Genomic DNA, 26,519 nt, shown 5'->3' with positions numbered 1-26,519 from the left:
GCTTATGAAGGAGTCTTTGAAAACTTGGGTGTATACCGCTTTCTATGAAACCTATGATTCATGTCCGTTTTCCCTTCGGGAAAGCCCGCAGGCATAGTATCAAACGTTCGTTTCCCATCAGGAAAACTTTTAGGAGGATAAGAGATGCCCGTAAAATGGAGATTAGCGCTGCAGCTTCAATATTATCGCGTATTGTTTTTGCTAGGCTTGAAAAGTCAGGAAATCTACTATATCGGAGGAAGCGAGGCCCTTCCGCCTCCGCTTACGAAAGAGGAAGAAGAATACCTGCTGAAAAAGCTGCCGTCAGGTGATGCGGCAACCCGGGCCATGCTGATCGAACGCAATCTTCGTCTTGTCGTGTATATTGCCCGCAAATTCGAGAACACGGGCATCAATATCGAGGATTTGGTGTCGATCGGCGCCATCGGATTGATTAAAGCGGTCAATACATTCGATCCCGAGAAAAAAATCAAGCTGGCCACTTACGCCTCCCGCTGCATCGAAAACGAGATTTTGATGTATTTGAGGCGCAACAATAAAACGCGGAGCGAGGTTTCCTTTGACGAGCCGCTCAATATTGACTGGGACGGCAATGAGCTGCTGCTCTCCGACGTGCTCGGCACCGAGAATGATACCATCTACCGCAACATCGAGGAGCAGGTTGACCGAAAGCTGCTGCAAAAGGCGCTGGATAAGCTGAGCGACCGGGAGCGGATGATTATGGAGCTTCGATTTGGCCTCCAGGACGGGGAGGAAAAGACGCAAAAGGACGTTGCCGACCTGCTTGGCATCTCGCAATCCTACATTTCCCGATTGGAGAAGAGAATTATAAAGCGGCTCCGGAAGGAATTCAACAAGATGGTGTAACTGGAAAAGGCAAGGAATAAAATAACCCCCCTCGGAGATAATGTACAGTAATGTTTCTCCTTGGGAGGTTAGTCATCATGACGCGAAACAAAGTTGAAATTTGTGGTGTGGATACGTCGAAGCTGCCGGTTTTGACGAATGTGGAAATGAGGGAGCTGTTCCATGATCTGCAGCAGAACAACGAACGGTCAGCTCGAGAAAAATTGGTGAATGGAAATTTGAGGCTGGTCCTCAGCGTCATCCAGCGTTTTAACAATCGGGGGGAATTTGTTGACGATCTGTTTCAGGTCGGCTGCATCGGTCTGATGAAAGCCATCGACAATTTCGATTTGTCGCAAAACGTAAAATTTTCCACGTATGCCGTACCGATGATTATCGGAGAAATACGCCGTTACTTAAGGGATAACAATCCGATTCGCGTCTCGCGCTCCCTGCGTGATATCGCCTACAAGGCGCTGCAGGTCAGAGACCAGCTGACGAATGCGAATTCGCGCGAACCGACCATTTTTGAAATTTCCGAAGCGCTGAACGTGCCCAAGGAAGATGTTGTATTTGCACTTGATGCCATTCAAGATCCTGTCTCCTTGTTCGAGCCGATCTACCATGACGGCGGCGACCCGATTTATGTGATGGACCAGATTAGCGACGACAAGAACAAGGATATTTCCTGGATCGAGGAAATCGCGCTCCGGGAAGCGATGCATAAGCTCGGACAGCGCGAGAAAATGATTTTGTCCATGCGTTTCTACGAAGGGAAAACCCAGATGGAGGTCGCCGACGAAATCGGCATCTCGCAGGCGCAGGTGTCCAGACTGGAGAAGTCAGCGATCAAACAGATGCAGAAGCATGTAAAAACTTAAAGTTGTACCGCTATCAAACCCAAAACATAACGATCCCCATTTACGGGATCGTTTTTTTAATGAAAATAAGCTATTTTACGCGTTTTGCTCATATAGTATACCAAGGGATTCCAGAAGGCTTTGATTGAGCTCCGATTAAATACATCTAAGGTGTGATGCGGATGATACCAGATAATCAGATGGTGGGGAAAAAGATGAAAATATCCGATTTTCAAACGAAGGATGTTATTAATATTATCGACGGGAAGCGGCTCGGCCAGATCAGCGATCTGGAGCTTGACCTGCGTCAAGGACGGATCGAGGCGATCGTGGTGCCCAGCTACGGAAAGTTTATGGGGTTGTTCGGGGGCGGAAGCGATCTGATCATTCCTTGGCGCAATATCGTAAAGATCGGGTCGGACGTTGTCCTGGTTAAAATGGAGGAGCTTAGACGCGTGCCGGAGGAAGAGGGCGCGGTGGAATATTTGGACCGGCCGAACGGGCATGACAGAAGAAATTTTTGAACATGTCAGAAAGGATAATGGATTATCCTATCCAGCGATTTGCAAATGCAGCAACGGATAGCGGTGTCTCCGGGCTGCGTTTTCTGTTACACTGGGATAGAGGTGAGTGATTCGATGGAACCTTTCGTAAAACAACATCAGCAGGAATGCGGACGGTTTGTGCTGGAAAGCTGGGAGCGCGGTGCGCCGGATGGTAGGCTCGCCGCGGGGTTTACCGGGCGGCATGGCGGGGTCAGCGCGAAGCCCTATGACAGCCTGAATTTGGCATTTCATGTAGGGGACGTTCCCGAACATGTCATTGAGAACCGGAGGCGGATAGCCGGAGCGCTTGGCTTCTCCCTGGAAGACTGGACGTGCGGCGAGCAGGTCCACAGCGGGGATGTCGCGATTGTGCGGGCAGGGGATCGGGGAAGAGGCAGCCTCGACCGTGATTCCGCCTTTCAGGATACGGATGGACTGGTCACGAACGTGCCGGGCATTCTATTGACATCCTTTTACGCGGATTGCGTACCGCTGTATTTCTGGGACCCGGCAACGGAGGCGGTCGGTCTTGCCCATGCCGGTTGGAAGGGTACGGTCGCCGGCATTGCCGGGAACATGGTCAGCGCGATGACAAGCGAATATGGCAGCGATCCGAGCCAGATTCGGGCTGCGATCGGCCCCTCGATTGGAGCCTGCTGTTATGAGGTCGATGATCGCGTCATGGAGCGCGTAAGACAGCTGCTCCTGTCGCCGCAGGATTCCGAGGAGAACCCGCAATCTGCCATGTATATCGACAAGGGAAACGGGAAATACATGCTGAACTTGAAAGAAATAAACAGACGCATTATGATTAAGGCAGGAATATTGGCGGAACATATCGAATGTACAACATGGTGTACAAGCTGTAATAACGACTTGTTCTTCTCGTATCGCAAGGACGGGGGAACGACAGGTCGTATGGCAAGCTGGATCGGGATGAGAAAGAGGTGAGTCGTCCCTTGAGTTTGAAGGAACGTATCGATCAGGTAGAACAGCGAATCACGGAGGCATGCGCGCGCAGCGGCCGGGACCGGAGTGAGGTCAATGTCATCGCCGTAACGAAGTATGTCTCCTTGGATACGACAGCTTCGGTACTGGATCAGGGGCTCCGGCATATCGGCGAGAACCGCTGGCAGGATGCCCAGCACAAATGGCAGGCCCTTGGAGACCGCGGTACATGGCATTTTATCGGCCATCTCCAGACGAACAAGGTCAAAGACGTGATCGATAAATTTCAATATATTCATTCACTGGACCGCTTATCGCTGGCGAAGGAGCTTAACAAGAGGGCTGCAGCCCTGGATCTTCAGGTATCTGCGTTCATGCAGGTGAATATCTCGGGCGAGGAATCGAAATACGGCCTTCCTCCCGAGCAAGCGGCAGATTTCTTGAAGGGGATCGCGGATTTGTCCCATGTAAAGGTCATCGGATTGATGACAATGGCTCCCTATGAATCATTGGCGGAGCATACGCGTCCCGTATTCCGCGGCTTAAGACAACTAAGAGATGAGCTGAATCGGCAGGCGCTGACGAAGGAGCCGTTGACGGAATTGTCTATGGGCATGTCAAACGATTTTGAAGTGGCTGTTGAGGAAGGGGCGACCTGGGTGCGTCTCGGCTCGATTTTAGTAGGGAAAGAGGAGGAGTGAGGGATGGGCGTGATGAACCGGTTTATGAATTTCTTGGGATTGCAGGATGAGGAAGAGGTTGTGGAGCGTGAAGTGCTTGCCGCACAGGACGAGCCGGTGGAGCCGACGCCGTTCGAGCAGCGCAAAAGCCAAAAGGGCGGCAATATCGTCAGCATCCATTCCCAGAAGAATGTTAAGGTAGTATTAGTCGAGCCTCGTTCATATGATGAAGCACAGGAGATTGCAGACCATCTCCGATCCTTCCGGACCGTCGTCGTGAACCTGCAGCGCGTCCGCAACGATCAAGCGCTGCGCATCATTGATTTTCTTAGCGGGACGGTGTACGCGCTGAGCGGAGGCATATCGAAGGTAGGCGGCAATATTTTTCTGTGCACCCCGGATACGGTTGAAATCCAGGGCTCCATCTCGGAGATATTGGCAGACGAGCATGACTATACGAGAATGAGGTGACCTAGACTTTGTCAGTGGAAATTTTCCAAATTGTACGTACGCTGTTCCAAATCTATTTTTATATGATTTTGATCTATGTGTTAATGTCATGGCTTCCGAATGTGAGGGAGAGCTTTGTCGGGGAGCTCCTGGGCAAGCTCGTGGAGCCGTATCTGTCCCCGTTTCGCCGGTTTATTCCGCCGATCATGGGCATGATCGACATCTCCCCGATCATTGCATTATTCGTCCTGCAGCTAGCCGAGCGGGGAGTTTATGCTATTCTGGAATTCTTTCTTAGCAGGTGACGAACGATGAAACCGGGCATCTATGAGCATTTTCACCAAGACGAGCGCGAGTTCGTCGACCGGGCCTGGGAATGGGTCGCCAACGCAGGACAGTATCACGAGGTGAAGCTGACGGACTTTCTCGACCCTCGCCAACGCTTCATTCTGGAGACGCTTGTGAACCGGCACCCTGACGTCCATGCCGCTTTTGAGGGCGGCTATGCGGATGCCGAGCGGGTACGCGCAATCATTGCGCCCGATTACCGCGAGCTGGACGGCGAAGACTTCAAAATCAAGGTGCTCAGCATCACGTCGGGAGATCAGAAGCTCCTGGAGCTCGAGCACGGGGATTATATGGGCTCGATTCTCGGCCTCGGCATCAAGCGTTCGAAAATTGGAGATATTCATGTCATCGAAAGCGGATGCCATGCCGTCGTATCGGAGGAGATCGGCTCTTTCCTGAACTTGAACCTGAGCCAGGTGCACAGGGTGCATGTGATGACTGAGCTTCTGCCGATGGACAAGCTGCAGGCAGCCGAGACGAAGCTTGAAACGATGGACATTACGGTATCCTCGCTTAGACTCGACGGCATTGCCAGCGATGCACACCGGATCAGCCGGACGAAGATCGTCGTTCCGATCAAAGCCGGACGGTGCCGGGTGAACTGGAAGGTAGAAGAGGATCCGTCAACCAATTTAAAAGAAGGCGATGTCGTCTCCATACAGGGAATGGGCAGATTTGCCGTACTGGAGATCGGCGGCCTGACGAAGAAAGGGCGGTACCGTGTCAAGGTTGGTAAATATGTCTGACCTTTGAAGGAATTGCCGTTTTTTTGTCGAAATCATTTAGGACGTACATTCAAAATGCGGAATGAATTGCCGATAAATCAGAATGACCGCTATTGTCCTCATGGACGGGTGGTCTGGCTTATACAGCGGATAAACCGTCTTGTGAGGCCCATATATTTAGGAGGTGCACACCATGCCATTGACACCGCTTGATATACATAACAAAGAATTTGCCCGTCGAATTCGCGGTTATGATGAGGACGAGGTCAACGAGTTTTTGGACCAGGTCATTAAAGATTACGAGAGCGTCATTCGGGAGAATAAAGAGCTCGGAAATCAGCTGATGGCGATGCAGGAGAAGCTGGATCATTTCGCCAACATCGAAGAAACCTTGTCCAAGACAATCATCGTAGCCCAAGAGGCTGCCGATGAGGTAAAGAATAATGCGAAGAAGGAAGCGCAGCTTATCGTGAAGGAAGCGGAGAAGAACGCGGACCGGATCATTAACGAGGCGCTCGGAAAATCCCGTAAAATTGCGTTGGAAGTAGAAGAGCTCAAGAAGCAGGCGTCGATCTACCGCACCCGGTTCCGTTCTCTTGTGGAGGCTCAGCTGGAGCTGCTGAAGCAGGACGGATGGGAGACCTTAGAAAGCCGCGAACCGAGCCTGGAGCCTAAAGAGGTGTACTAGGCGGGGCGGCCTTGACTTTTCCCCTGAAGTCGTCTATAACTAATATCATATTCTTGATTATGATGAAAATTTGTTGATGGGAACAGTAGGCAGAGGAATTGTCCTTCAGAGAGCCGGCATTTGCTGAGAGTCGGCGGTCAGTCCTGGGCTGAAGATCATCCCGGAGAAGCGAAGCTGAAGCGTGATCGTAACGTGCGTAAGCTGAGCCGTCCGCCGAACGTTATATCGGACCATGCCGGTAGTTATAGGCATGGACATTGAGGTGTCGCCCGGGACAGTCGTTCACGGCTGGGTTTGCGGGCGGAATTAGGGTGGTAGCGCGAGAACAGGTTCTCGTCCCTTTCGGGATGAGGGCCTTTTTTTATTCCCTTGAGGAACTTTACTCACATTAGTGAAAGGAAGATCTGCAATGAACAGAGTAGACGTGAAAGAGAAGGCGCGGGCCAGAGAGCTTCGCATCCTCGACAAATGGAATAAGGAGAACACGTTCAAGAAGTCGATCGAGCGCCGGGCGGGCAAGCCGAACTATGTTTTCTATGAAGGGCCGCCGACAGCTAACGGTGCACCGCATATCGGCCATGTGTTAGGCCGGGTAATCAAGGATTTCGTAGGCCGATACCAAACGATGAAGGGCTTCCATGTTGTCCGCAAAGCGGGCTGGGATACGCACGGGCTTCCGGTTGAATTGGGCGTTGAGAAGCAGCTTGGCATTTCCGGCAAGCAGGAGATCGAGAATTACGGCGTAGAGGCGTTCATCAAGAAATGTAAAGCCAGCGTGTTCGAATATGAGCATAAGTGGCGCGAGCTGACTGAAGCGATTGCCTACTGGACCGATCTGGACCACCCTTACATTACGCTGGAGAACAACTATATCGAGAGCGTATGGAATATTTTGGCGACGATTCATGACAAGGGGCTGCTGTACCGCGGCCACCGCGTGAGCCCGTACTGCCCTTGCTGCCAGACGACGCTGAGCTCCCACGAAGTGGCCCAGGGCTATGAAGATGTGAAGGATTTGAGTGCAACGGCGAAGTTCAAGCTGCATGACAGCGGTGAGTACATCCTTGCATGGACGACGACGCCATGGACCCTGCCATCCCACGTCGCGCTTGCGGTGAACCCGAATATGGAATATGCACGTGTCCAGCAGGAGGACGGCATCTACATCGTGGCGAAAAACCTGGTGGAAGACGTCATGAAGGGCGAGTACACCGTCCTGTCTACGCTCCAAGGCTCCGAGCTGGTCGGCCAATCTTATACACCTCCTTTCACCTATGTGAAGGCCGAAAAGGCGAATATCGTTGTCGGAGCATCGTTTGTTACGGATGCAAGCGGTACGGGGATCGTGCACATGGCTCCGGCCCACGGGGAAGACGACTACCGCGTATGCCGTGAGAACGGCATCAGCTTCGTAAGCGTCGTAAACGGTCAGGGACGGTATACGGACGAGGTCACGGATTTTGCCGGACGCTTCGTGAAGGATTGCGATCTGGACATCGTGAAGACCCTTTCGGAGAAGGGGCTGCTGTACAGCAAAGAGAAGTACGAGCACAGCTATCCGTTCTGCTGGCGCTGCAAATCGCCGCTGCTCTACTATGCAATGGAAAGCTGGTTTATCGAAACGACCGCGGTCAAGGATCAGCTCATCGCGAACAACAACGAGGTGACCTGGTATCCTGGCCATGTGCGCGAAGGCCGCTTTGGCAAGTTCCTTGAGGATCTGGTGGATTGGAATATCAGCCGGAACCGGTATTGGGGAACGCCGCTGAACGTGTGGGTGTGCGGAACATGCGACGGACAATTTGCGCCGCACAGCATCGCGGAGCTTCGTGCCCAAGCGGTAGGCGAGGTCTCCGAGGATCTGGAGCTGCATAAGCCGTACGTGGATGAAGTCAAGGTGAAATGCCCGCATTGCGACGGCGGCGTCATGGAACGGACCTCCGAAGTGATCGACGTCTGGTTTGACAGTGGATCGATGCCGTTCGCGCAGTACCATTATCCGTTCGAGGATAATGAGAAATTCGCGCAGCAGTTCCCTGCCGATATGATCTGCGAAGGGATTGACCAGACACGGGGCTGGTTCTACAGCTTGCTCGCGGTATCGACGCTGTTTACGGGCAAGGCGCCATATAAGGCGGTTATGGCTACGGGGCATATCCTGGACGAGAACGGGCAAAAAATGTCCAAATCCAAAGGAAACGTCATCGATCCTTGGGAAATCATCGAGGAATACGGCACCGACGCGTTCCGCTGGGCACTGCTTGCCGACAGTGCGCCATGGAACAGCAAACGCTTCTCCAAGGGCATCGTAGGGGAAGCCAAGTCGAAGGTCATCGATACCCTTGTGAACACCCATGCCTTCCTGACGTTGTATGCCGGAATCGATGGCTACAATCCGGCGGAGCATCCATTCAAGGGCTCGGACAACAAGCTCGACCGCTGGATTCTGTCCCGCCTGAACAGCTTGATTCAAGTCGTGGACAAAGGGCTGTCGGTGAACGACTTCTTGAATGCGGCGAAAGCGATCGAAGCGTTTGTCGATGAGCTGAGCAACTGGTATATCCGTCGTTCGCGGGACCGCTTCTGGGGCAGCGGCCTCGGTGAAGATAAGCTGGCCGCCTACGGAACGCTGACCCATGTGCTGCTGACGGTTGCCAAACTGATGGCTCCGTTTACGCCGATGCTGTCAGAGGATATTTTCGTAAACCTTGGCGGCGGAGAGAGTGTGCATTTGGCCGACTTCCCTGAAGCGGACGAAGCGTTGATCGACAAGTCGCTCGAGCAGGACATGGAGACGGCAAGACAGATCGTCGAGCTTGCCCGCAATGTCCGCAACGAGACCGGCATTAAGACACGTCAACCGCTCTCCGAGCTGATTATCTCGATGGATCGCCAATTTGATCTTGCCGGGTATGAGGCGATCATCAGGGACGAAATCAATGTGAAGTCAATCATCGTGGAAACGAGCGACAGCGGCTTTGTTGATTTTACCTTGAAGATGAACCTGAAGGTGGCGGGCAAAAAGTACGGTAAAAATGTCGGCTTCCTGCAAGGCTTCCTGAAGGGCATGAGCAGCGATGAAACGCGTGCGGTCGTTCAGAACGGCGGCGTGAACGTCACTTCGCCGGATGGGGAAGAGCTGCAGATTACGTCGGAAGAGCTGCTGATCGAGAAAAAAGCGAAGGAAGGCTTCGCTTCCGCGTCCGGCTATGGATTGACGGTAGCCCTCAACACCGACATTACGCCTGAGCTTGAGCAGGAAGGCTGGGTGCGCGAGGTCGTGCGGGCCGTGCAAGACACCCGGAAGAAGCTGGACCTCGCGATCGAGAAGCGTGTCAATCTGACGCTGGATACGGATGAGGAACTGAAGGCGGCGATTACGGCATTCGAACAAGTGCTGCGCGAGAATGTGCTCGTCAATGAGCTGCATTTCGGCAAAGCGGGCGATATGGAACGGGTTGAGCTCGGTGGAAAGACAATCGGGATTTCCATTGCTTAAATCCGGTATGAAGGCGAAAGTCCTGATGATTGCGAGATTCCGGATGATTACGAAATTCGGGATGATTGCTTAAATTCGGATCAATAAGACAGGGCAGTATCGCCAAGAGCTTATAATCCTGAACGCGAATCTTTATAAGAACGACAAGACCATGGAGCGGCAAAGCGGCCTCCATGGTCTTTTTTATATTGGAGCCTAAAAGAACTTGTATTGGCTGAACTGGGCAAATGTGAGCGATTGTTCGCACCAGAAGTACCTAAAAGGGACTTGCTCGGTCCAGGGAGGGCGGTTTCCGCACCAGAAGTACCTAAATGCTCTTCTGTCAAGAAAGTAGACACCTCTAAGCTAAGCTATGCACTCGTAATAGCACTGCTCAAAACGCACCGGGGACATATACCCAATCGTACTGTTAGAACGTTTTCGGTTGTAAAAAAATTCAAGGTACCGGTACAGCTTCTGCCCGGCTTCCTCTTTTGTTTTAAACTTAGGTTTGCTGTAAATGAATTCTCGCTTTAGGATACTGTGAAACGCTTCAATACAGGCGTTGTCGTAGCAGTTTCCTTTGCGGCTCATACTGGGCTTCATGTTAAATTGCTTCAACTGTTCACGGTACTCTTTAGCGGCATATTGCGAACCGCGGTCGGAATGGTGAATCAATCCCTTCGGAGGCTTCTTAGCAGCATACGCCATCTTTAGGGCATCGAGGGTAAGGTCTGTGGTCATCCGATCGCTTAGCTTCCAACCGACGATTTGTTTGGTGTACAGATCCAGGATGCTCGCAAGGTAGAGTTTCCCTTGGCGGCAGGGGATGTACGTGATGTCAGCGACCCACTTTTCGTTGGGCTTTGTGGCTTTGAAATTTTGTTCCAACACGTTAGGGGCAATCGGGAGATCATGCTTGGAATCGGTCGTAACCACTCGGAACTTACGGGCCATGCATGAACGAAGGCCATGTTCGCGCATAATGAGGCCCACCGTACGTTCCGATACCGTCCATCCTTCCTTCACCAGCTCGTTTCGTATTCGGGGACTGCCGTAGGTTTCATCGGAGTCATAGAAGTGCCATTTCACACGTTCAGCCAGCGTTGCCTTACGTTTTTCCCGTTCAGAAGCTTCAGAGGTACGCCATTTGTAATAACCGCTCCGAGACACGTGAAAGAGAACGCACATCTTCTCCAATCGAAACTCGGAGCGATGATCTTCGATAAACTGGAACCTTAGTTCTTTTCTTTGCTGAAGATGTGCATGGCCTTTTTTAGGATCGCAATTTCTTCTCTCAAATCATCAATTTCGCGTTTCTGATCTTCGATAAGTTGGGTTTGCTGACGTAAGGTTTCCCCATGATTGACAGGCTCGTGCTCGAATGTTCGATACTTTTTGACCCAGTTGCGTAATGTGCCTGGATTAATGTTCAACTCATCGGCGATCTGCTCCAGCGTCTTCGACTGTTCTTGCACGTACTTTACGGTTTCACGCTTAAATGTCTCGTTGTAATGTTGTCTATTGCCACTCATTTTTTTTGACACCCTCTCGTCTGCTTTGTTTCATTATCGTTTTATCACTAAGGGGTGTCCACTTTTTATTCTAGCTGCAAAAAGGGACTTGTTCCGGTCAGAGAGGGCGGTTTTCGCACCAGAAGTACCTAAAAGGGACTTGTTCCGGTCAGAGAGGGCGGTTTTCGCACCAGAAGTACCTAAAAGGGACTTGTTCCGGTCAGAGAGGGCGGTTTCCGCACCAGAAGTACCTAAAAGGGACTTGTTCCGGTCAGAGAGGGCGGTTTCCGTACCAGAAGTACCTAAAAGGGACTTGTTCCGGTCAGAGAGGGCGGTTTCCGCACCAGAAGTACCTAAAAGGGACTTGCTCCGGTCAGAGAGGGCGGTTTCCGCACCAGAAGTACCTAAAAGGGACTTGTACCGGTCAGAGAGGGCGGTTTCCGCACCAGAAGTACCTAAAAGGGACTTGTTCCGGTCAGAGAGGGCAGTTTTCGCACCAGAAGTACCTAAAAGGGACTTGCTCGGTCCAGAGAGGGCAGTTTTCGCACCAGAAGTACCTAAAAGGGACTTGCTCGGTCCAAAGAGGGCGGTTTTCGCACCAGAAGTACCTAAAAGGGACTTGTTCCGGTCAGAGAGGGCGGTTTCCGCACCAGAAGTACCTAAAAGGGACTTGTTCCGGTCAGAGAGGGCGGTTTCCGCACCGGAAGTACCTAAAAGGGACTTGTTCCGGTCAGAGAGGGCGGTTTGCGCACCAGAAGTACCTAAAAGGGACTTGCTCGGTCCAGAGAGGGCGGTTTTCGCACCAGACGTACCTAAAAGGGACTTGTTTGGTCTAAAGAGGGCAGTTTTTGCACCAGAAGCCTAAAAGGGACTTGCTCGAACAACGAAGGCGGTTTTCCCCTCCAGAAGTAACCTCTTGTTTTGGTTCGCTGCCGGCAATCTTTGAAGAATGATACGGTTGCAGCGGACGTATACTATCCATGTATTTTTTGTGGGATGCGACGAATACGACGAGCATGTTATGCACTATTTTGGGAACAAGGGAAACGACTAAGCCCGCAATAGCCGAGGCTGTCCAGTGTATAAGGAGGTAGCGGTGTCATGGCGGAACGCAAGGATACGAAGGATCCAGCGGAGCATGCGGAAATGAACGAGGAGGAGCGCTTGAACGCCATCCACCGGATGCTTACGGATATCGCACAGCAACTTGAAAAGTCGAGGATCGCGGATTATACGCAGCTTCTGAATCGGCCATGGCGGCTGATCGGAACCAACTTGCTGGCGGGGACGGCACGCGGGGTGGGAATTGCGCTTGGGTTTACATTTTTCGCCGCTACGATCATTTATGTGCTTCAAGCCCTTGGCGCGCTAAATCTCCCGATTATCGGGGACTATATAGCGGATATTGTGCGCATTGTGCAGCGGCAGCTGGAGCTTCGGTAAGGCGGCCGGGCATTAGGAGGCTTGGGCGTATGTACAGACCGGCAGCCAGAGGTATTCCGTAAGCTTGCTGCCGGTCCCGCTCACGAGCAATTAGATAAGCGAATCGTCGTCGGACTCCGCATGAGGATCCAGCAGGTAGCTTCCTTCGCCCCGATTCAGGTAGTCGATGTACTGCGGACTGCGGACGATGAACACTTCCGACCCGTCGATGTTGGTGGCCACAAAGTTTTCATACACTTCAACAAAACCGCCCAAATCATCCTCATGCTCAATATCCATTTCGTTATAACTGTCAATATTATTCCCTTCCGCTAAAGCCGGCGAGTTTGAGTTCCCCCAGCTCTCAACAATCTGCCAGGCGTCCTCGCCGTCGAAGGCCGCATACTCATGCTCGTCCATGCTGGACTTGCCGAAGGCGGGAGCCAGCACCTCTTCTTCAACCGGGCGGTCTCTGGAAATTTCCGTTTTCGGTGTATGCTCAACGCAATATTTGGTATCGGGAAGCACTTCAAGCCGTTCATACGGAATCGGCTGACCGCAGGTCTCGCAAGTACCGTATCGCCCGTGATGGATGGCTTCTAGCGCGAAAATGACGCGCTGCAGCTCAAGATCCACCCTGTCCTGAAGCGCAAGGTCCTTCCCCCTTTCGTAGACCTCGGTGCCCAAGTCTCCGGGATGGTTGTCGATATGGGATAACTCGCCCGTATTATCCCGCTCCGATTCGCCGAGCCCATGCTGGTCGTTGTGTACCATCCGTGATTCGAGCTCAGCCTTCCGTTCCATCAGTTTCTGCTGCAGGGTCCTTAGTTGTTCCTGAGTAAGATGCGACATGTTAGGCTCCTCTCCGGTCCGAAGTTGACCTTCTTGTTCTTACCTATATAGTGCGCTGTGTGGGTTCGTTTTACTGACGGAAAATGTTCACCCCATTGGAGAGGAATGGACGTTGTCCGAGCCCCTGTGCTACAATAAGACGAGTTACTGTCCGGTCCTGCGGGGAGCTTGTTGACTCGGGGACGAACCGGCAGATGTAAAGATCGGAGTGACATAAACGAGTGGTATATTATTTGATTGCATTGGTAATGTTTCTTATCGATCAGGGCACTAAATATCTGATCGCCTCGAGGCTGGAAATGTATGAGCAGATCCCGGTTATCGGCAATTTCTTCTTGATTACATCCAGCCGGAACCGTGGAGCCGCATTCGGTATTCTACAGGACCAGCTGTGGTTTTTTATCGTCGCAACGATAGCTGTCGTGGCCGGTATTGTATGGTATCTGCGCAAAATGACGAAGGAAGGCCGCAAATTGCTGCCGACAGCGCTTGCGCTTGTGCTCGGCGGTGCCTTGGGGAATTTTATCGACCGTCTGCTGATGGGCGAGGTTGTCGATTTTCTGCAATTCAATTTCGGCAGCTACACCTTCCCGATATTCAACATTGCCGATTCCTGTATCGTGATTGGCGTTGGCCTGATTATTCTGGATACCATTCTGGATGGAAGACGGGAGAAGCTCAATAAGCTCAATACATCAAGAGAAGTTTCTGGCACGGAAGGGAATGAGTAATGTTGCAGGACGGGCAGCGTACAGATCATGTGGTAGATTCGGACGAGCAGGAGCAGGACGTTCAGGAATGGATCGTCGACGCCGAGTCCGCCAAGACCCGGATCGATAAATACATCACCGATGGACTGGCTGAAGATGTGTCGCGATCTCAGGTCCAGTTGTGGATTGCCGATGGGCATGTCCTAGTCAATGATTCGCCGGTGAAAGCCAATTACAAGGTAAGCCAAGGAGACCGGATTGCGCTGACCATACCGGCCCCATCGGTCGTCGAGATTGTTCCGGAGGATATTCCGCTCGACATTGCATATGAAGACCGTGACGTTATCGTGGTCAACAAGCCAAGAGGGATGGTGGTTCATCCGGCCCCCGGCCATGTATCAGGGACCTTGGTGAACGCACTGATGCATCACTGCAAGGATCTATCCGGCATTAACGGCGAGCTCCGTCCGGGGATCGTCCATCGGATCGATAAGGACACCACAGGGCTGATCATGGCCGCCAAGAATGATAAGGCGCACGCGTCTCTGGCCGCACAGCTGAAGGAGCATAGCGTGAACCGGCGCTATCTGGCACTGGTGCATGGCAACATCAGCCACGATCAGGGAACGATCGATGCGCCGATCGGCCGGGATCCGCAGGATCGCAAAATGTATACAGTCACGGACCGGAACAGCAAGCATGCGGTGACGCACTTTACCGTTGTTGAGCGATTCGGCGATTACAGCCTGCTCGAGCTGAAGCTGGAGACGGGGAGAACGCACCAAATCCGGGTGCATATGAAATATATCGGCCATCCCCTTGTTGGAGATCCGGTATATGGCAAGAGCAAGGGAATCAAGCTGAACGGACAAGCGCTGCATGCGGCCGTGCTCGGCTTCGTCCACCCTGCAAGCGGACAATATTTGGAGTTCTCGGCACCTATGCCGGAGGACATGGAAGAACTGCTGACGATTTTAAAGAGCCGTTAGCGGTTCTTTTTTTGTTGGTTCCTGCGGTGCTCCCAAAAAAAGATCAAAAGGTCAATGACAGTACAGACGCTGCCGGGGTCAGTGTCCAGGCTTTTTACCCTATTCGGGCAGCCGTTCATACACAGACTTGCGCTATCATTTGGCAATATGGTATATTGTCGATAACTTGAATGAAGGAGGTGAGGCAGGATGAATATCGAGATGGTGAACAACCGTATTAGCCAGCTACCTATGGCAATGGCTGGCATTGTTCATGCTTTTTCCGACAACGGGAGAGGTCTGTCCATTTTTAAGCATACGGAATTCACCATCGAGAAGTCACCTGCCTGCCTGTACGGATGAAGCCTGATTAATCGGGCTGTTTAGTATCCTTAGGTCTCGCGGAGCTTGCTCTGCGGGACCTTTTTGCATTCCGGGCGAGGTCTTCTCCAAAATACGGATTCGGCATGGCTTTATCATTACAGGTCATGCCGGTACAGGAGGAAGCCTAGAATGAATATGATTGATGCACAACAGTTAACTTATTACCATGGCGCCAATCTGGTGCTGGACCATATATCGTTTGAAGTCCGCGAAGGCGAGAAATTAGCGCTGATCGGACGAAACGGCAGCGGGAAGACAACCCTGATGCGTCTTCTGGCCGGAATCGAGCAGCCGAGTGAAGGGCGTTTAGCGATCAAGAAGGATGCAAAGGTAGGATACCTGGAGCAGATTCCAAAGGATACGAAGGATTGGACGGTGTGGGATGTCCTGTCCTACGGCTTGCGGTCTTTGAAGGAATGCAAGTCGGCGATGGCCGAGCTGGAGTCTCGGATGAGCGATCCGGCGGCTGCCGGGGATGCCCAAGAGCTGGAGCGGCTGCTCCGGCGGTATGCGGTGCTCCAGGAGCAGTTTGAACGCGGGGGAGGCTATGAGATGGAGGCGAGCATCGACAGAATCGCATCGGGGCTCGATATTTCCCAGTCGATTTATGATCTTCCATTCAGTGCCTTATCGGGCGGGGAGAAGACCCGGGTGATGCTGGCTTCCCAGCTTATCGTGAAGCCTGATTTGCTCCTGCTTGACGAGCCGACCAATCACCTGGATTTGCGGCGCACCGAATGGCTTGAATCATTTTTGCGTGATTATTCCGGCACCTGTGTCGTCATCTCGCATGATCGGTACTTTTTGGACCGCGTGGCGACGCGAACCATAGAGCTGGAAGACGGGGAGGCCTTTACGGCCGCTGGCGGCTATACGGCTTATATGGAAGCGAAGGAGGCAAGGCTGCTCCAGCAGTTTGAGCAGTACCAAGAGCAGCAAAAGATCGTCAAGAAGATGAGGGAATCGATTCGGCAGCTGGAAGAGTGGGGACGGATCGGCGGAAACGAGAAGTTCTTCAAGCGGGCTGCCTCGATGCGCAAGGCACTGGAGCGGATGGAGCCGGTCAAACGGCCGGTACTGCAGCGCAGATCGGCCGATTTTGACCTGAATCCTGAGGAACGGACGGGACGCCGGGTGGTGAGCTTTGAGCAGGTTGTTCACGCTTATGGTGATGAGCCTGTACTGCATGGCGTATCGGGGCTGTTGGAATTTGGGGAGAAAATCGTGCTCATGGGGGCGAACGGCAGCGGAAAAACGACACTGTTCCAGGTGCTGCTCGGCAAACTCACGCCTGCTCAGGGCTCCGTTGAGTTGGGCGCCCGCGTGGACGCAGGTTATCTTGCCCAGGAAGAGAAGCCGGAGAATCCGCAGGAAAGCGTCCTCGAATTCTTCCGGCAGCATGCCGGGATCGGTGAAGGGGAGGCACGCGGCAAGCTGGCCCGTTTCCTGTTCTACGGTCCGGCGGTTTTCAAGGCGGTGGGCCAGTTATCCGGCGGGGAATGGACGAGGCTGAGGCTGGCTGTGCTGATCCATCGAAAGCCGAATCTGCTGCTCTTGGATGAGCCGACCAATCACCTCGATATCGAATCCCGGGAGGCGCTGGAGGATGCTCTGCAGGAATTCACGGGCACCATTCTTGTCATCTCCCACGACCGGTATTTCGTCAATCGGATCGGCGAGAAGATATGGGAGCTGGAAAAAGGCCGTTTGACTGCCTACTTAGGGAGCTACGATGATTTCCGTGCCAAGAAGGAGCAGCTTGCTTTGGTAAAAGCGGAAGGAACCTCAAAGACAGAGGCAAGCGATCCGGTGAAGCAGCTGGCGCAGCAGCTGTCCGCCGAGGATCGGCGCAGAAAGAAAGCTTCAACGGCTGATTCAATTATAGAGCCGTCTGCTATGGACCGAATGAAGCGGTTGGAGAAGGAAATCGCGGAGCTCGAAACGCGAATCCAGCGTCTGGATGAAGCGATTGAAGGAGAAGCTAATCCGGAGAGCGAGGAGGACTTCGCAACATTGGAGGAACGCTGGAAGGAGCGGGAGTCTTTATCGGCGATGCATGACCGTCTGCTGGCAGAATGGCTTGAGCTCTCGTGATGCTGACGCATTTTCCCAATTAGAAAAAGTACAAATCATCTGATACAAAATACATGGCTCCAGCAGTCCATTTACGGCATATTTAAATTAAAAATTGGATTGTATAAGCAGGAGATGAGTACAAACGATGAGCATCGATAAATATCAGGAAACGTATATTCAACAGAACTTTGCCGATCGAATCGGCGGTGCTAACTACGGTAAAGACACAGCCATTTATAAATTCGAGAAGATCAAAAGAGCCAAAGCTGCCGCGAAGCTGGAGCATCCCGATACGGAGCTGATCGATATGGGCGTCGGCGAACCGGACGAGATGGCTGACGCCGGGATCGTAGCGAAGCTGGCCGAAGAAGCGGCTAAGCCGGAAAACCGCGGTTACGCCGATAACGGAATTGCCGAGTTCAAGGAAGCCGCTGTCCGCTATTTGAAAAACGTATTCGGTGTGGAAGGGATCAATCCGGCCACGGAGGTGCTCCATTCCATCGGCTCCAAGCCGGCGCTTGCCATGCTGCCGTCATGCTTTATCAATCCCGGCGACGTCACGATTATGACCGTTCCGGGATACCCTGTGCTCGGTACGCATACTAAATATTTGGGCGGCGAAGTATATAATGTGGAGCTGAAGAAGGAGAATGATTTCTTGCCGGACCTCAGCTCCATTCCGGAAGATATCGCACGCCGGGCGAAGCTGCTTTATCTGAATTACCCGAATAATCCGACGGGGGCAAGCGCAACCTACGAATTTTTCGCCGAGGTCGTTGAGTGGGCCCGCAAATACGGCGTTGTCGTGGTGCATGACGCTCCATATGCTGCGCTGACCTTTGATGGCCTGAAGCCGCTCAGCTTCTTGTCGGTGCCCGGGGCGAAGGATGTCGGTGTGGAGCTGCATTCCTTGTCCAAATCCTATAACATGACCGGCTGGCGCATCGGCTTTGTTGCCGGTAACCCGCTTGTCGTCAAAGCGTTCGGCGATGTAAAGGACAACAACGACTCCGGCCAGTTCATCGCGATTCAGAAGGCTGCCGCTTACGGCCTGGACAATCCGCAAATTACGGAGAAGATCGCAGAGAAGTATTCCCGCCGTCACGATATGCTGGTGGAGATGCTGAACGAGCTTGGCTTTACGGCCGAGAAGCCGAAGGGCTCCTTCTTCCTATATGTTGAAGCCCCTAAAGGCATTAAAGGCGGACGCCGCTTTGAATCCGGCGAAGACTTCTCACAATACTTGATCCGCGAAAAGCTGATCTCGACGGTACCTTGGGATGATGCCGGCCATTTCGTACGGTTTTCCGTAACCTTTATCGCGAACGGGGAAGAGGAGGAACGGCGCGTCATCTCTGAAATCCGCAGAAGGCTCAGCGACGTCGAGTTTGAATTCTGATTGGTAAAATTTTGGGTTTGGTTCATGACTTTATTCGACATGATCGCAGTTGACAACTCTTATGGGGTCTGTCATAATGAGATCAATCGAATAGCACCTTTAAATCAGTCCCGTGAGGCTGGCAAGGTAACGTGAACCGAGGTTCATTTTTGTGGAGGCATAGCTCTGTCTGCGGACGGTTGCTGCTGCCTGCCTATCTCTGTGAGATCAACTCCTTGCCCAGCGGGCAAGGAGTTTTTTTGTGTGTATGAAACTGGTTGATTTCAACAGACTGGTTAAGGGCTAATCCAAGAAGTGAATAAGGAGGAAACAAGGATGAGCAGTGAACAGCATGTCATTATGGACGAGACGGCGATCCGCCGTGCGCTGACAAGAATTGCCCATGAAATATTGGAAAAGAACAAGGGGATTGAGGATTGCGTGCTGGTCGGTATCCGTACGCGCGGCGTTTTCCTGGCCCAGCGAATTGCTGAGCGGATGAACGACATTGAAGGCACCCCGATCCCTTGGGGGGAGATCGACGTAACCTCTTACCGGGATGACCGTGACAGCAAAGGAGCGGCTGCCGGCGCAGGCGAAGGGGCCAAGCAAAGTTTGGCGCATCTGGACATTCACGACAAGAAAGTGATTCTGTTTGACGATGTGCTGTACACCGGACGGACGATCCGGGCGGCGATGGACGCCTTGATGGATTGCGGCCGTCCGAGAATGATCCAGCTGGCGGTGCTGGCAGACCGCGGTCATCGCGAGCTGCCGATTAGACCGGATTATATCGGGAAGAATGTTCCGACCTCCAAGCAGGAGGAAATTACGGTGTCGCTGAGCGAAATCGACGGCAAGGACGAAGTGACCATCAGCCACAGAGAGGAACGATAATATGACGACAACGGCCATTTCTTTGAAAGAACGCAGCCTGCTGGGATTAAAGGATATCAGCCGGGATGAGATCGCATCGATCCTGGACCGTGCAGCTTACTGGGAAGCGCAAACGGACAAAGTGATTCCGGTTCTCCAATCGAAATTTGCAGTGAACATGTTCTTCGAAAACAGCACGAGAACGAGATTTTCCTTCGAAATGGCCGAGAAGCGTCTTGGGGCCGAGGTGATGAACTTCGCGGCGGCCGCTTCGAGCGTCGAGAAGGGAGAATCCATCTACGATACGGTACGCACGCTGGAGTCGATGGGCGTCGACGCGGGGGTGATCCGGCTGAAGCCTGCAGGCGTTCTGCAGGAGCTGGCCGAGCGGGTATCGATCCCGCTCGTCAATGCCGGCGACGGAAACAATGAGCATCCGACGCAGGCTCTGCTGGATCTGTATACGATGCGAAAGTGCTTCGGCGAGCTGAGAGGGCTGACCGTATCGATCATCGGCGACATCAAGCACAGCCGGGTGGCCCGCTCCGACCTATGGGCCCTGCAAAAATTCGGCGCGAGCGTACAGTTCTGCGCACCCGAGTCGATGCAGGCTCCGGAGCTTGCGCAATATGCGCCTTACGTTTCGATGGAAACGGCGCTGAAGGCCGACGTGGTCATGATGCTGCGGGTTCAGCTGGAGCGCCACAATGAAGGGCTGTTCAAGTCGAGCAGCGAATACCGGGAGCAATACGGGCTGACGGAAGAGCGGGCCGCGCAGCTGGCCGGCCACACCATTATCATGCACCCGGCACCGGTCAACCGGAATGTGGAGATCGACGATGCGGTGGTGGAAAGCCCGAGATCGATGATTTTCAAGCAGATGTCCAACGGGGTTCCGATCCGGATGGCGGTTATGGAACGGGCGATGAAAGGGTAATTGAAGCGGCATAAAACGGTAAGAAATGAAATCGGGATTAATAAATATACACAAATATGAATTTTTATTATACAATATACAAAGAAGCGAATCGAAGCTTCGCTTTCGGAGGGGAATCTTAAGATGCAGATGCAAGTCATTAAAAATGCAAATGTGATCAATGAGCAGGGGCAGCTGGAACTTAAACATATCGTAATTGCAGGCGGGTTGATTGAAGCGGTGGTCAGTGAACTGGCGGATCTGCCGCAAGATTCCCGCGCACAAATCATCGATGCGGAGGGCAAGCTGGTCACGCCGGGATTCATCGATATGCATGTGCACTTAAGAGAGCCGGGCTATGAGCATAAGGAAACGATCGAAACCGGCAGCCGCTCGGCGGTTAAGGGCGGATTCACGACGATCGCCTGCATGCCGAATACAAGACCGGTAACCGATACGCCGGAGACGGTGAAGCTGATCCTCGATAAAGCGCGCGAAGCGAATCTGGCGAAGGTGCTGCCATACGCGGCCATCACGAAGAACGAGCTTGGACGCGAGCTGACGGATTTCGAAGCCTTGAAGGAAGCCGGGGCCATCGGATTTACGGATGACGGCGTCGGCGTTCAGAATGCGCAAATGATGAAGGATGCGATGAGAAAGGCCAAGGCGCTCGGCATGCCGGTCATCGCCCACTGCGAGGATGACTCGCTGGTGAAAGGCGCTTGCGTAACCGAAGGGGAGTTCGCTGAGCGCCACGGGTTGAAGGGAATCCCGAACGAATCGGAGGCGATTCACGTCGGGCGCGACATTTTGCTGACGGAAGCTACGGGCGTGCACTACCATGTGTGCCACGTGAGCACGGAGCAATCGGTCAGATTGATCCGCCAGGCGAAAGCGATCGGCATTTCGGTAACGGCCGAGGTCTGCCCGCACCATCTGGTGCTGTCGGATGAAGATATTCCGGGCCTTGACGCGAACTGGAAAATGAATCCCCCGCTGCGCTCGCCGCGCGATGTAGAGGCTTGCATCGAAGGGCTTCTGGATGGAACGCTGGACATGATCGTAACCGATCATGCGCCGCACAGCGCCGAGGAGAAAGCGAAGGGGATGGAGTTGGCACCGTTCGGCATCGTCGGATTCGAAACAGCCTTCCCGCTGCTCTACACGAAGTTCGTCGCCACGGGGAAATGGGATCTGTCGCTCCTGGTACGCCGGATGACCAGCGACCCGGCTCGCGTGTTCGGACTGGACAGCGGCGTGCTGAAAGCCGGCGCCGCTGCGGACCTGACCATGATTGATCTGAATGCGGAGAAGGAAGTGAACCCTGACACGTTTGCGACGAAAGGCCGCAACACCCCGTTTACCGGATGGAAGCTGAAGGGCTGGCCGGTTATGACTTGGGTCGACGGCGAAGTGAAGTGGTCCGAACAAGGCGGGTTTTAGTAACACTTAGGCAATTGACCTATAAAATATATTACACATAGATGACAGGAGTGATCGGGATGCAGGCAAGATTGTTACTGGAGGATGGAACGCTGTTCGTCGGGAAGTCCTTCGGCGCGGATGCTGAGATGACCGGAGAGGTCGTATTCAATACAGGAATTACAGGATATCAGGAGGTGCTGAGCGATCCTTCGTACTGCGGACAGATCGTTACGATGACGTACCCACTGATCGGAAACTACGGCATAACGCGGGATGACTTTGAATCCATTCGGCCGTTCGTGCACGGATTCGTCGTTCGCCGACATGAGCCTGTTCCCAGCAACTGGCGTGCAGAGTACAGCGTCGATAATCTGCTGAAGGAATACGGCATCCCAGGGATCAGCGATATCGACACCCGGATGCTGACCCGGATTATCCGCCACCACGGTACGATGAAAGGGATTCTGACCACGTCCAGCAAATCGGTGGAAGAGCTGAAGGAAATGCTCGGACTCACCACGATCGATGAACTGCGGAATCAGGTAGCCAGAACATCCACGCCGCAAATGTTCTCGAGCCCGGGCTCCAAGGAGCGGATCGTCCTGGTCGACTTTGGGGCAAAAAGCGGGATCCTGCGCGAGCTGACCTCCCGCGGCTGCGATGTGATCGTGGTCCCTCATGACACGACCGCCGAGGAGATCCGCAGACTGCACCCGGACGGAATTCAGCTGTCCAACGGTCCTGGGGACCCGAAAGACGTTCCTTATGCCGTGAACATGGTGAAGGAGCTGCTCGGCGAATATCCGATCTTCGGCATCTGCCTGGGTCATCAGCTGTTCGCGCTGGCAGCCGGCGCCGATACCGAGAAGCTGAAGTTCGGGCATCGCGGCGGCAACCACCCGGTAAAAGATCTCGCCAGCGGCCGCTGCTACATCACATCGCAGAACCATGGCTACACGGTGAATGAAGAATCCGTCAAGAGCACGGAGCTCGAAGTGACTCACATCAACAATAACGACAAGACGATTGAAGGCTTGAAGCATAAGAAATTCCCGGCTTTCTCCGTACAATATCACCCGGAAGCTGCACCTGGACCGCACGACAGCAGCTACTTATTCGATCAGTTTCTTGAGATGATTCGAGAGCACAAGCAGAACGAAGTCCGGAAACCGCGCCAGGCGGTTCTGGCCGCAGCCGTGAAAGGAGCTCGCTAATATGCCAAAAAATGAATCCTTGAAAAAAATACTCGTCATCGGCTCCGGTCCGATCGTAATCGGTCAGGCCGCAGAATTCGACTATGCCGGCACACAAGCTTGCCAGGCGTTAAAGGAAGAGGGCATCGAGGTTGTGCTGATTAACAGCAACCCGGCCACGATCATGACGGATACCAACATGGCGGATAAAGTATACATCGAGCCGATCACGCTGGATTTTGTAACCCAAATCATCCGCCAGGAGCGTCCGGACGGCCTGCTGCCAACGCTGGGCGGCCAGACCGGCCTTAACATGGCAGTGGAGCTTGCACGCGCCGGTATTTTGGAACAGGAGAACGTGAAGCTGCTTGGAACGCAGCTGGAATCGATCGAGAAAGCGGAGGACCGCGACCTGTTCCGCGAGCTGATGCGCGAGCTGGAGCAGCCGGTGCCGGAAAGCACGATCGTCACGACGCTTGAAGAAGCGCTGGCATTTGCCGACGAGATCGGATACCCGGTCATCGTACGTCCGGCTTATACGCTGGGCGGCACGGGCGGCGGGATCTGCGCGAATGAGGAGGAGCTGCGGGAAACGGTGAGCTCCGGTCTTCGCTACAGCCCGATCAGCCAGTGCCTGATCGAGAAGAGCATCGCCGGCATGAAGGAAGTGGAGTATGAGGTTATGCGCGATGCGAACGATAACTGCATCGTCGTCTGCAACATGGAGAACTTCGACCCGGTCGGCGTTCATACGGGAGACAGCATCGTAGTTGCGCCGAGCCAGACATTGTCAGACCGCGAGTATCAAATGCTCAGATCCGCTTCGCTTAAAATCATCCGCGCCTTGAACATTGAAGGCGGATGTAACGTACAGTTCGCGCTTGACCCGAACAGCTACCAATACTATGTCATCGAGGTTAACCCGCGGGTCAGCCGCTCCTCGGCGCTGGCTTCGAAAGCGACGGGCTATCCGATCGCGAAGATGGCGGCCAAAATTGCCATGGGTTATACGCTGGATGAGATCGTCAATCCGGTAACAGGACAAACCTATGCCTGCTTCGAGCCGACGCTTGACTACATCGTCAGCAAAATTCCGCGCTGGCCTTTCGATAAATTCACGCAAGCGAACCGGAAGCTTGGAACGCAGATGAAAGCAACGGGTGAGGTCATGGCGATCGGCCGTACCTTCGAGGAGTCGATTCATAAAGCGGTCCGCTCGCTTGAGATCGGCGTTCACCGCCTCTACCTGAAGGGTGCGGACGAGCTGAGCGACGATGTCCTGAAGCAGCGCCTCGTCAAGGCCGATGATGAACGTATATTCCTGATCGCGGAAGCGTTCCGCCGCGGCTACGGGCTGCAGGAAATTCAGGATCTGACCCATGTCGACTGGTGGTTCCTGGACAAAATCGAGCGCTTGATCAAATACGAAGACCATATCCGCCAGGAGGCTGCGCTGACCTACGAAACCTTGTTTGAAGCGAAGCGTCTCGGCTTCACGGACCGCGCGATTGCAGAGCTTCGCGCCGAAGGCAAGGCGAGCACGCATACGACCGAGGAATCGATCCGCTTCCTGCGCCGTGAGCACGGACTGCGTCCGGTATACAAGATGGTTGACACCTGCGCAGCCGAGTTCGAAGCATCGACACCTTACTATTACTCGACGTACGAGACGGAGAACGAAGTGATCGAATCCTCCAAAGAGAAGGTAGTCGTTCTGGGCTCCGGCCCGATCCGTATCGGTCAAGGCATCGAGTTTGACTACTCCACGGTGCACGCCGTATGGGCGATCCAAAAGGCCGGTTACGAAGCCGTCATTATCAACAACAACCCGGAAACGGTATCCACGGACTTCAACACGTCCGACCGTCTCTACTTCGAGCCGCTCTTCTTCGAGGATGTCATGAATGTCATCGAGCAGGAGAAGCCGGTCGGCGTTATCGTGCAGTTCGGCGGACAAACGGCGATTAACCTGGCTGCTCCGCTCGCGAAAGCCGGCGTCAAAATTCTCGGCACAAGCCTCGAGAGCATCGATGAGGCCGAGGACCGCAAGAAATTCGAGGCGCTGCTGTCCAGACTGAACATTGCCCAGCCGAAAGGCAGCACGGTAACGTCGGTGGATGAAGCTGTAGGAACTGCCCAATCCCTTGGATATCCGGTTCTTGTTCGACCATCGTATGTACTAGGCGGACGCGCGATGGAGATCGTTTACTCCGACAGCGAGCTGCTGAGCTACATGGAGCAGGCCGTGAAGATCAATCCGGAGCATCCGGTTCTGATCGACCGCTACATGCTCGGCAAGGAAGTCGAAGTGGACGCGATCTGCGACGGCGACACGGTACTGATTCCGGGAATCATGGAGCATGTGGAGCGCGCAGGCGTTCACTCCGGCGACTCGATCGCGGTTTACCCGCCGCAATATTTGACGCAGGAACTGAAGGATAAGATTGCGGAAATTACGATCAAGATCGCGAAAGAATTGAATACCCGCGGATTGGTAAACATCCAGTTCGTTATCTATAAAAACGATGTGTACGTCATCGAAGTGAATCCGCGCTCTTCAAGAACGGTGCCTTTCCTGAGCAAGGTAACCGGCATCCCGATGGCCAACCTTGCAACTCAGGCCATCTTGGGCGGCAAGCTGAAGGATCTCGGCTACGAGGAAGGCATGTGGCCGGAGAGCGAGCATGTATCCGTTAAGGTACCGGTCTTCTCCTTCGCGAAGCTGCGCCGGGTTGAACCTACGCTCGGTCCGGAGATGAAGTCGACCGGCGAGGTGATGGGCCGGGACGTGAAGTATGCCAAAGCGCTGTACAAAGGCTTGATCGGAGCCGGAATGAAGATTCCGTCCACCGGCGCGATCATCGCAACGATTGCAGACAAGGACAAAGCCGAAGCGGTAGATCTTCTGAAGGGCTTCCATAAGCTAGGTTACAAGATTGTGGCTACCGGAGGCACGGCAGCCGCACTGAAGGAAGCCGGACTTGATGTGACGACCATCAATAAGCTGTCCGAAGGCAATCCGAATATCCTTGACATGATCCGGACGGGCGAAGCGAACTTCGTCTTCAACACACTGACAAAGGGTAAGACACCGGAACGTGACGGATTCCGGATCCGTCGGGAAGCCGTTGAGAACGGCGTAGTATGCATGACCTCGCTTGATACGGTTCGCGAGCTTCTGACGATGCTGGAGACGATCAACTTCTCCTCTGAAGCGATGCCGGTTTAAGTCGGGAG

24 protein-coding genes and 1 other annotated feature are annotated in these 26,519 nt (G+C 53.5%); of the genes, 21 read left to right on the top strand and 3 right to left on the bottom strand.

Translation table 11 applies throughout. The features are described 5' to 3' along the window. The first annotated feature begins 144 nt into the window (after positions 1-144). From sigE to ileS, 10 genes are all read left to right on the top strand, one after another. The gene (gene sigE, locus NST44_RS26670) at positions 145-867 is read left to right on the top strand and encodes an RNA polymerase sporulation sigma factor SigE (protein WP_007129475.1); all 723 of its coding nucleotides are present in this window, start codon (positions 145-147) and stop codon (positions 865-867) included. Positions 868-944: 77 nt separating this feature from the next. Then, a complete protein-coding gene (gene sigG, locus NST44_RS26665) occupies positions 945-1,727 on the top strand; it encodes an RNA polymerase sporulation sigma factor SigG (protein WP_007129476.1) in 783 nt (260 codons plus the stop codon). Positions 1,728-1,888: 161 nt separating this feature from the next. Then, a complete protein-coding gene (locus tag NST44_RS26660) occupies positions 1,889-2,230 on the top strand; it encodes a YlmC/YmxH family sporulation protein (RefSeq protein WP_028406598.1) in 342 nt (113 codons plus the stop codon). A gap of 114 nt (positions 2,231-2,344) precedes the next feature. After that, positions 2,345-3,202, top strand: coding sequence for a peptidoglycan editing factor PgeF (pgeF, locus tag NST44_RS26655; RefSeq protein ID WP_007129478.1), 858 nt, complete (start codon positions 2,345-2,347; stop codon positions 3,200-3,202). A gap of 8 nt (positions 3,203-3,210) precedes the next feature. Beyond that, positions 3,211-3,900, top strand: coding sequence for a YggS family pyridoxal phosphate-dependent enzyme (locus NST44_RS26650; protein ID WP_040738455.1), 690 nt, complete (start codon positions 3,211-3,213; stop codon positions 3,898-3,900). A 3-nt stretch (positions 3,901-3,903) separates the two neighbouring features. Then, positions 3,904-4,350 (top strand): cell division protein SepF, encoded by a 447-nt coding sequence (locus NST44_RS26645; RefSeq protein WP_007129480.1) that lies wholly within the window; start codon positions 3,904-3,906, stop codon positions 4,348-4,350. 8 nt (positions 4,351-4,358) lie between these two features. Continuing rightward, the gene (locus tag NST44_RS26640) at positions 4,359-4,634 is read left to right on the top strand and encodes a YggT family protein (protein WP_007129481.1); all 276 of its coding nucleotides are present in this window, start codon (positions 4,359-4,361) and stop codon (positions 4,632-4,634) included. 6 nt (positions 4,635-4,640) lie between these two features. After that, positions 4,641-5,423: a YlmH family RNA-binding protein gene (locus NST44_RS26635; RefSeq protein WP_007129482.1), complete on the top strand. Its 783-nt coding sequence runs from the start codon at positions 4,641-4,643 to the stop codon at positions 5,421-5,423. 172 nt (positions 5,424-5,595) lie between these two features. Then, complete coding sequence (locus NST44_RS26630) at positions 5,596-6,090, top strand: DivIVA domain-containing protein (RefSeq protein WP_007129483.1); 495 nt, start codon at positions 5,596-5,598, stop codon at positions 6,088-6,090. A 64-nt stretch (positions 6,091-6,154) separates the two neighbouring features. Next, positions 6,155-6,434: a binding site (T-box leader), on the top strand. Positions 6,435-6,499: 65 nt separating this feature from the next. Continuing rightward, positions 6,500-9,589, top strand: a complete 3,090-nt coding sequence (gene ileS, locus NST44_RS26625; RefSeq protein ID WP_007129484.1) for an isoleucine--tRNA ligase — start codon at positions 6,500-6,502, stop codon at positions 9,587-9,589. A gap of 345 nt (positions 9,590-9,934) precedes the next feature. Here the strand turns inward: ileS and NST44_RS26620 are convergent, their stop codons facing one another. Beyond that, positions 9,935-10,795: an IS3 family transposase gene (locus NST44_RS26620; RefSeq protein WP_244152709.1), complete on the bottom strand. Its 861-nt coding sequence runs from the start codon at positions 10,793-10,795 to the stop codon at positions 9,935-9,937. Positions 10,796-10,806: 11 nt separating this feature from the next. Continuing rightward, entirely contained in the window at positions 10,807-11,103 is a 297-nt protein-coding gene (locus NST44_RS26615; RefSeq protein WP_007131733.1) for a transposase, read from the bottom strand. 1,080 nt (positions 11,104-12,183) lie between these two features. On the opposite strand from NST44_RS26615, the gene NST44_RS26610 reads away from it, so the two are divergent. Continuing rightward, entirely contained in the window at positions 12,184-12,525 is a 342-nt protein-coding gene (locus tag NST44_RS26610) for a DUF5665 domain-containing protein (RefSeq protein ID WP_007129485.1), read from the top strand. A gap of 90 nt (positions 12,526-12,615) precedes the next feature. On the opposite strand, the gene NST44_RS26605 is transcribed toward NST44_RS26610, so the two are convergent. Further along, positions 12,616-13,356 (bottom strand): TraR/DksA C4-type zinc finger protein, encoded by a 741-nt coding sequence (locus NST44_RS26605; protein WP_007129486.1) that lies wholly within the window; start codon positions 13,354-13,356, stop codon positions 12,616-12,618. A 221-nt stretch (positions 13,357-13,577) separates the two neighbouring features. On the opposite strand from NST44_RS26605, the gene lspA reads away from it, so the two are divergent. From lspA to carB, 10 genes are all read left to right on the top strand, one after another. After that, on the top strand, positions 13,578-14,087 hold the full coding sequence (gene lspA, locus NST44_RS26600; RefSeq protein ID WP_213614218.1) for a signal peptidase II: 510 nt from the start codon (positions 13,578-13,580) through the stop codon (positions 14,085-14,087). Continuing rightward, positions 14,087-15,055, top strand: coding sequence for an RluA family pseudouridine synthase (locus NST44_RS26595; protein WP_007129488.1), 969 nt, complete (start codon positions 14,087-14,089; stop codon positions 15,053-15,055). Before lspA ends, NST44_RS26595 begins: the two co-directional genes overlap by 1 nt. A gap of 189 nt (positions 15,056-15,244) precedes the next feature. After that, a complete protein-coding gene (locus NST44_RS26590) occupies positions 15,245-15,397 on the top strand; it encodes an RAxF-45 family protein (RefSeq protein WP_007129489.1) in 153 nt (50 codons plus the stop codon). A gap of 150 nt (positions 15,398-15,547) precedes the next feature. Then, the gene (abc-f, locus tag NST44_RS26585; RefSeq protein ID WP_007129490.1) at positions 15,548-17,512 is read left to right on the top strand and encodes a ribosomal protection-like ABC-F family protein; all 1,965 of its coding nucleotides are present in this window, start codon (positions 15,548-15,550) and stop codon (positions 17,510-17,512) included. Positions 17,513-17,639: 127 nt separating this feature from the next. Further along, a complete protein-coding gene (locus NST44_RS26580) occupies positions 17,640-18,893 on the top strand; it encodes an LL-diaminopimelate aminotransferase (protein WP_213614216.1) in 1,254 nt (417 codons plus the stop codon). A gap of 315 nt (positions 18,894-19,208) precedes the next feature. Continuing rightward, complete coding sequence (gene pyrR / locus NST44_RS26575) at positions 19,209-19,769, top strand: bifunctional pyr operon transcriptional regulator/uracil phosphoribosyltransferase PyrR (RefSeq protein WP_007129492.1); 561 nt, start codon at positions 19,209-19,211, stop codon at positions 19,767-19,769. Between the two features lies 1 nt (position 19,770). Further along, positions 19,771-20,685, top strand: a complete 915-nt coding sequence (locus NST44_RS26570; protein ID WP_007129493.1) for an aspartate carbamoyltransferase catalytic subunit — start codon at positions 19,771-19,773, stop codon at positions 20,683-20,685. A gap of 123 nt (positions 20,686-20,808) precedes the next feature. Beyond that, positions 20,809-22,107 carry a dihydroorotase gene (locus tag NST44_RS26565; RefSeq protein WP_213614214.1) on the top strand — a complete coding sequence of 433 codons (1,299 nt, stop codon included), beginning with the start codon at positions 20,809-20,811 and terminating at the stop codon, positions 22,105-22,107. A 59-nt stretch (positions 22,108-22,166) separates the two neighbouring features. Then, positions 22,167-23,303 (top strand): carbamoyl phosphate synthase small subunit, encoded by a 1,137-nt coding sequence (locus NST44_RS26560; protein WP_007129495.1) that lies wholly within the window; start codon positions 22,167-22,169, stop codon positions 23,301-23,303. Position 23,304: 1 nt separating this feature from the next. Beyond that, entirely contained in the window at positions 23,305-26,511 is a 3,207-nt protein-coding gene (carB, locus tag NST44_RS26555) for a carbamoyl-phosphate synthase large subunit (protein ID WP_213614212.1), read from the top strand. The last annotated feature ends 8 nt before the right edge of the window (positions 26,512-26,519 follow it).

The sequence above is a fragment of the Paenibacillus sp. FSL W8-0919 genome (assembly GCF_038003785.1).
GTDB classification, from domain to species: domain Bacteria; phylum Bacillota; class Bacilli; order Paenibacillales; family Paenibacillaceae; genus Paenibacillus_AQ; species Paenibacillus_AQ lactis.
This window is presented reverse-complemented; position numbering and strand designations above follow the sequence as displayed.

Coding starts and splice junctions, on each gene's coding strand:
- NST44_RS26595 (WP_007129488.1), top strand. CDS start 14,087: ATGTTGCAGGACGGGCAGCGTACAGATCATGTGGTAGATTCGGACGAG.
- NST44_RS26610 (WP_007129485.1), top strand. CDS start 12,184: ATGGCGGAACGCAAGGATACGAAGGATCCAGCGGAGCATGCGGAAATG.
- NST44_RS26660 (WP_028406598.1), top strand. CDS start 1,889: ATGATACCAGATAATCAGATGGTGGGGAAAAAGATGAAAATATCCGAT.
- abc-f (WP_007129490.1), top strand. CDS start 15,548: ATGAATATGATTGATGCACAACAGTTAACTTATTACCATGGCGCCAAT.
- NST44_RS26645 (WP_007129480.1), top strand. CDS start 3,904: ATGGGCGTGATGAACCGGTTTATGAATTTCTTGGGATTGCAGGATGAG.
- NST44_RS26580 (WP_213614216.1), top strand. CDS start 17,640: ATGAGCATCGATAAATATCAGGAAACGTATATTCAACAGAACTTTGCC.
- NST44_RS26630 (WP_007129483.1), top strand. CDS start 5,596: ATGCCATTGACACCGCTTGATATACATAACAAAGAATTTGCCCGTCGA.
- ileS (WP_007129484.1), top strand. CDS start 6,500: ATGAACAGAGTAGACGTGAAAGAGAAGGCGCGGGCCAGAGAGCTTCGC.
- carB (WP_213614212.1), top strand. CDS start 23,305: ATGCCAAAAAATGAATCCTTGAAAAAAATACTCGTCATCGGCTCCGGT.
- NST44_RS26605 (WP_007129486.1), bottom strand. CDS start 13,356: ATGTCGCATCTTACTCAGGAACAACTAAGGACCCTGCAGCAGAAACTG.
- sigG (WP_007129476.1), top strand. CDS start 945: ATGACGCGAAACAAAGTTGAAATTTGTGGTGTGGATACGTCGAAGCTG.
- NST44_RS26590 (WP_007129489.1), top strand. CDS start 15,245: ATGAATATCGAGATGGTGAACAACCGTATTAGCCAGCTACCTATGGCA.
- sigE (WP_007129475.1), top strand. CDS start 145: ATGCCCGTAAAATGGAGATTAGCGCTGCAGCTTCAATATTATCGCGTA.
- pyrR (WP_007129492.1), top strand. CDS start 19,209: ATGAGCAGTGAACAGCATGTCATTATGGACGAGACGGCGATCCGCCGT.
- NST44_RS26560 (WP_007129495.1), top strand. CDS start 22,167: ATGCAGGCAAGATTGTTACTGGAGGATGGAACGCTGTTCGTCGGGAAG.
- NST44_RS26635 (WP_007129482.1), top strand. CDS start 4,641: ATGAAACCGGGCATCTATGAGCATTTTCACCAAGACGAGCGCGAGTTC.
- NST44_RS26615 (WP_007131733.1), bottom strand. CDS start 11,103: ATGAGTGGCAATAGACAACATTACAACGAGACATTTAAGCGTGAAACC.
- NST44_RS26570 (WP_007129493.1), top strand. CDS start 19,771: ATGACGACAACGGCCATTTCTTTGAAAGAACGCAGCCTGCTGGGATTA.
- NST44_RS26565 (WP_213614214.1), top strand. CDS start 20,809: ATGCAGATGCAAGTCATTAAAAATGCAAATGTGATCAATGAGCAGGGG.
- pgeF (WP_007129478.1), top strand. CDS start 2,345: ATGGAACCTTTCGTAAAACAACATCAGCAGGAATGCGGACGGTTTGTG.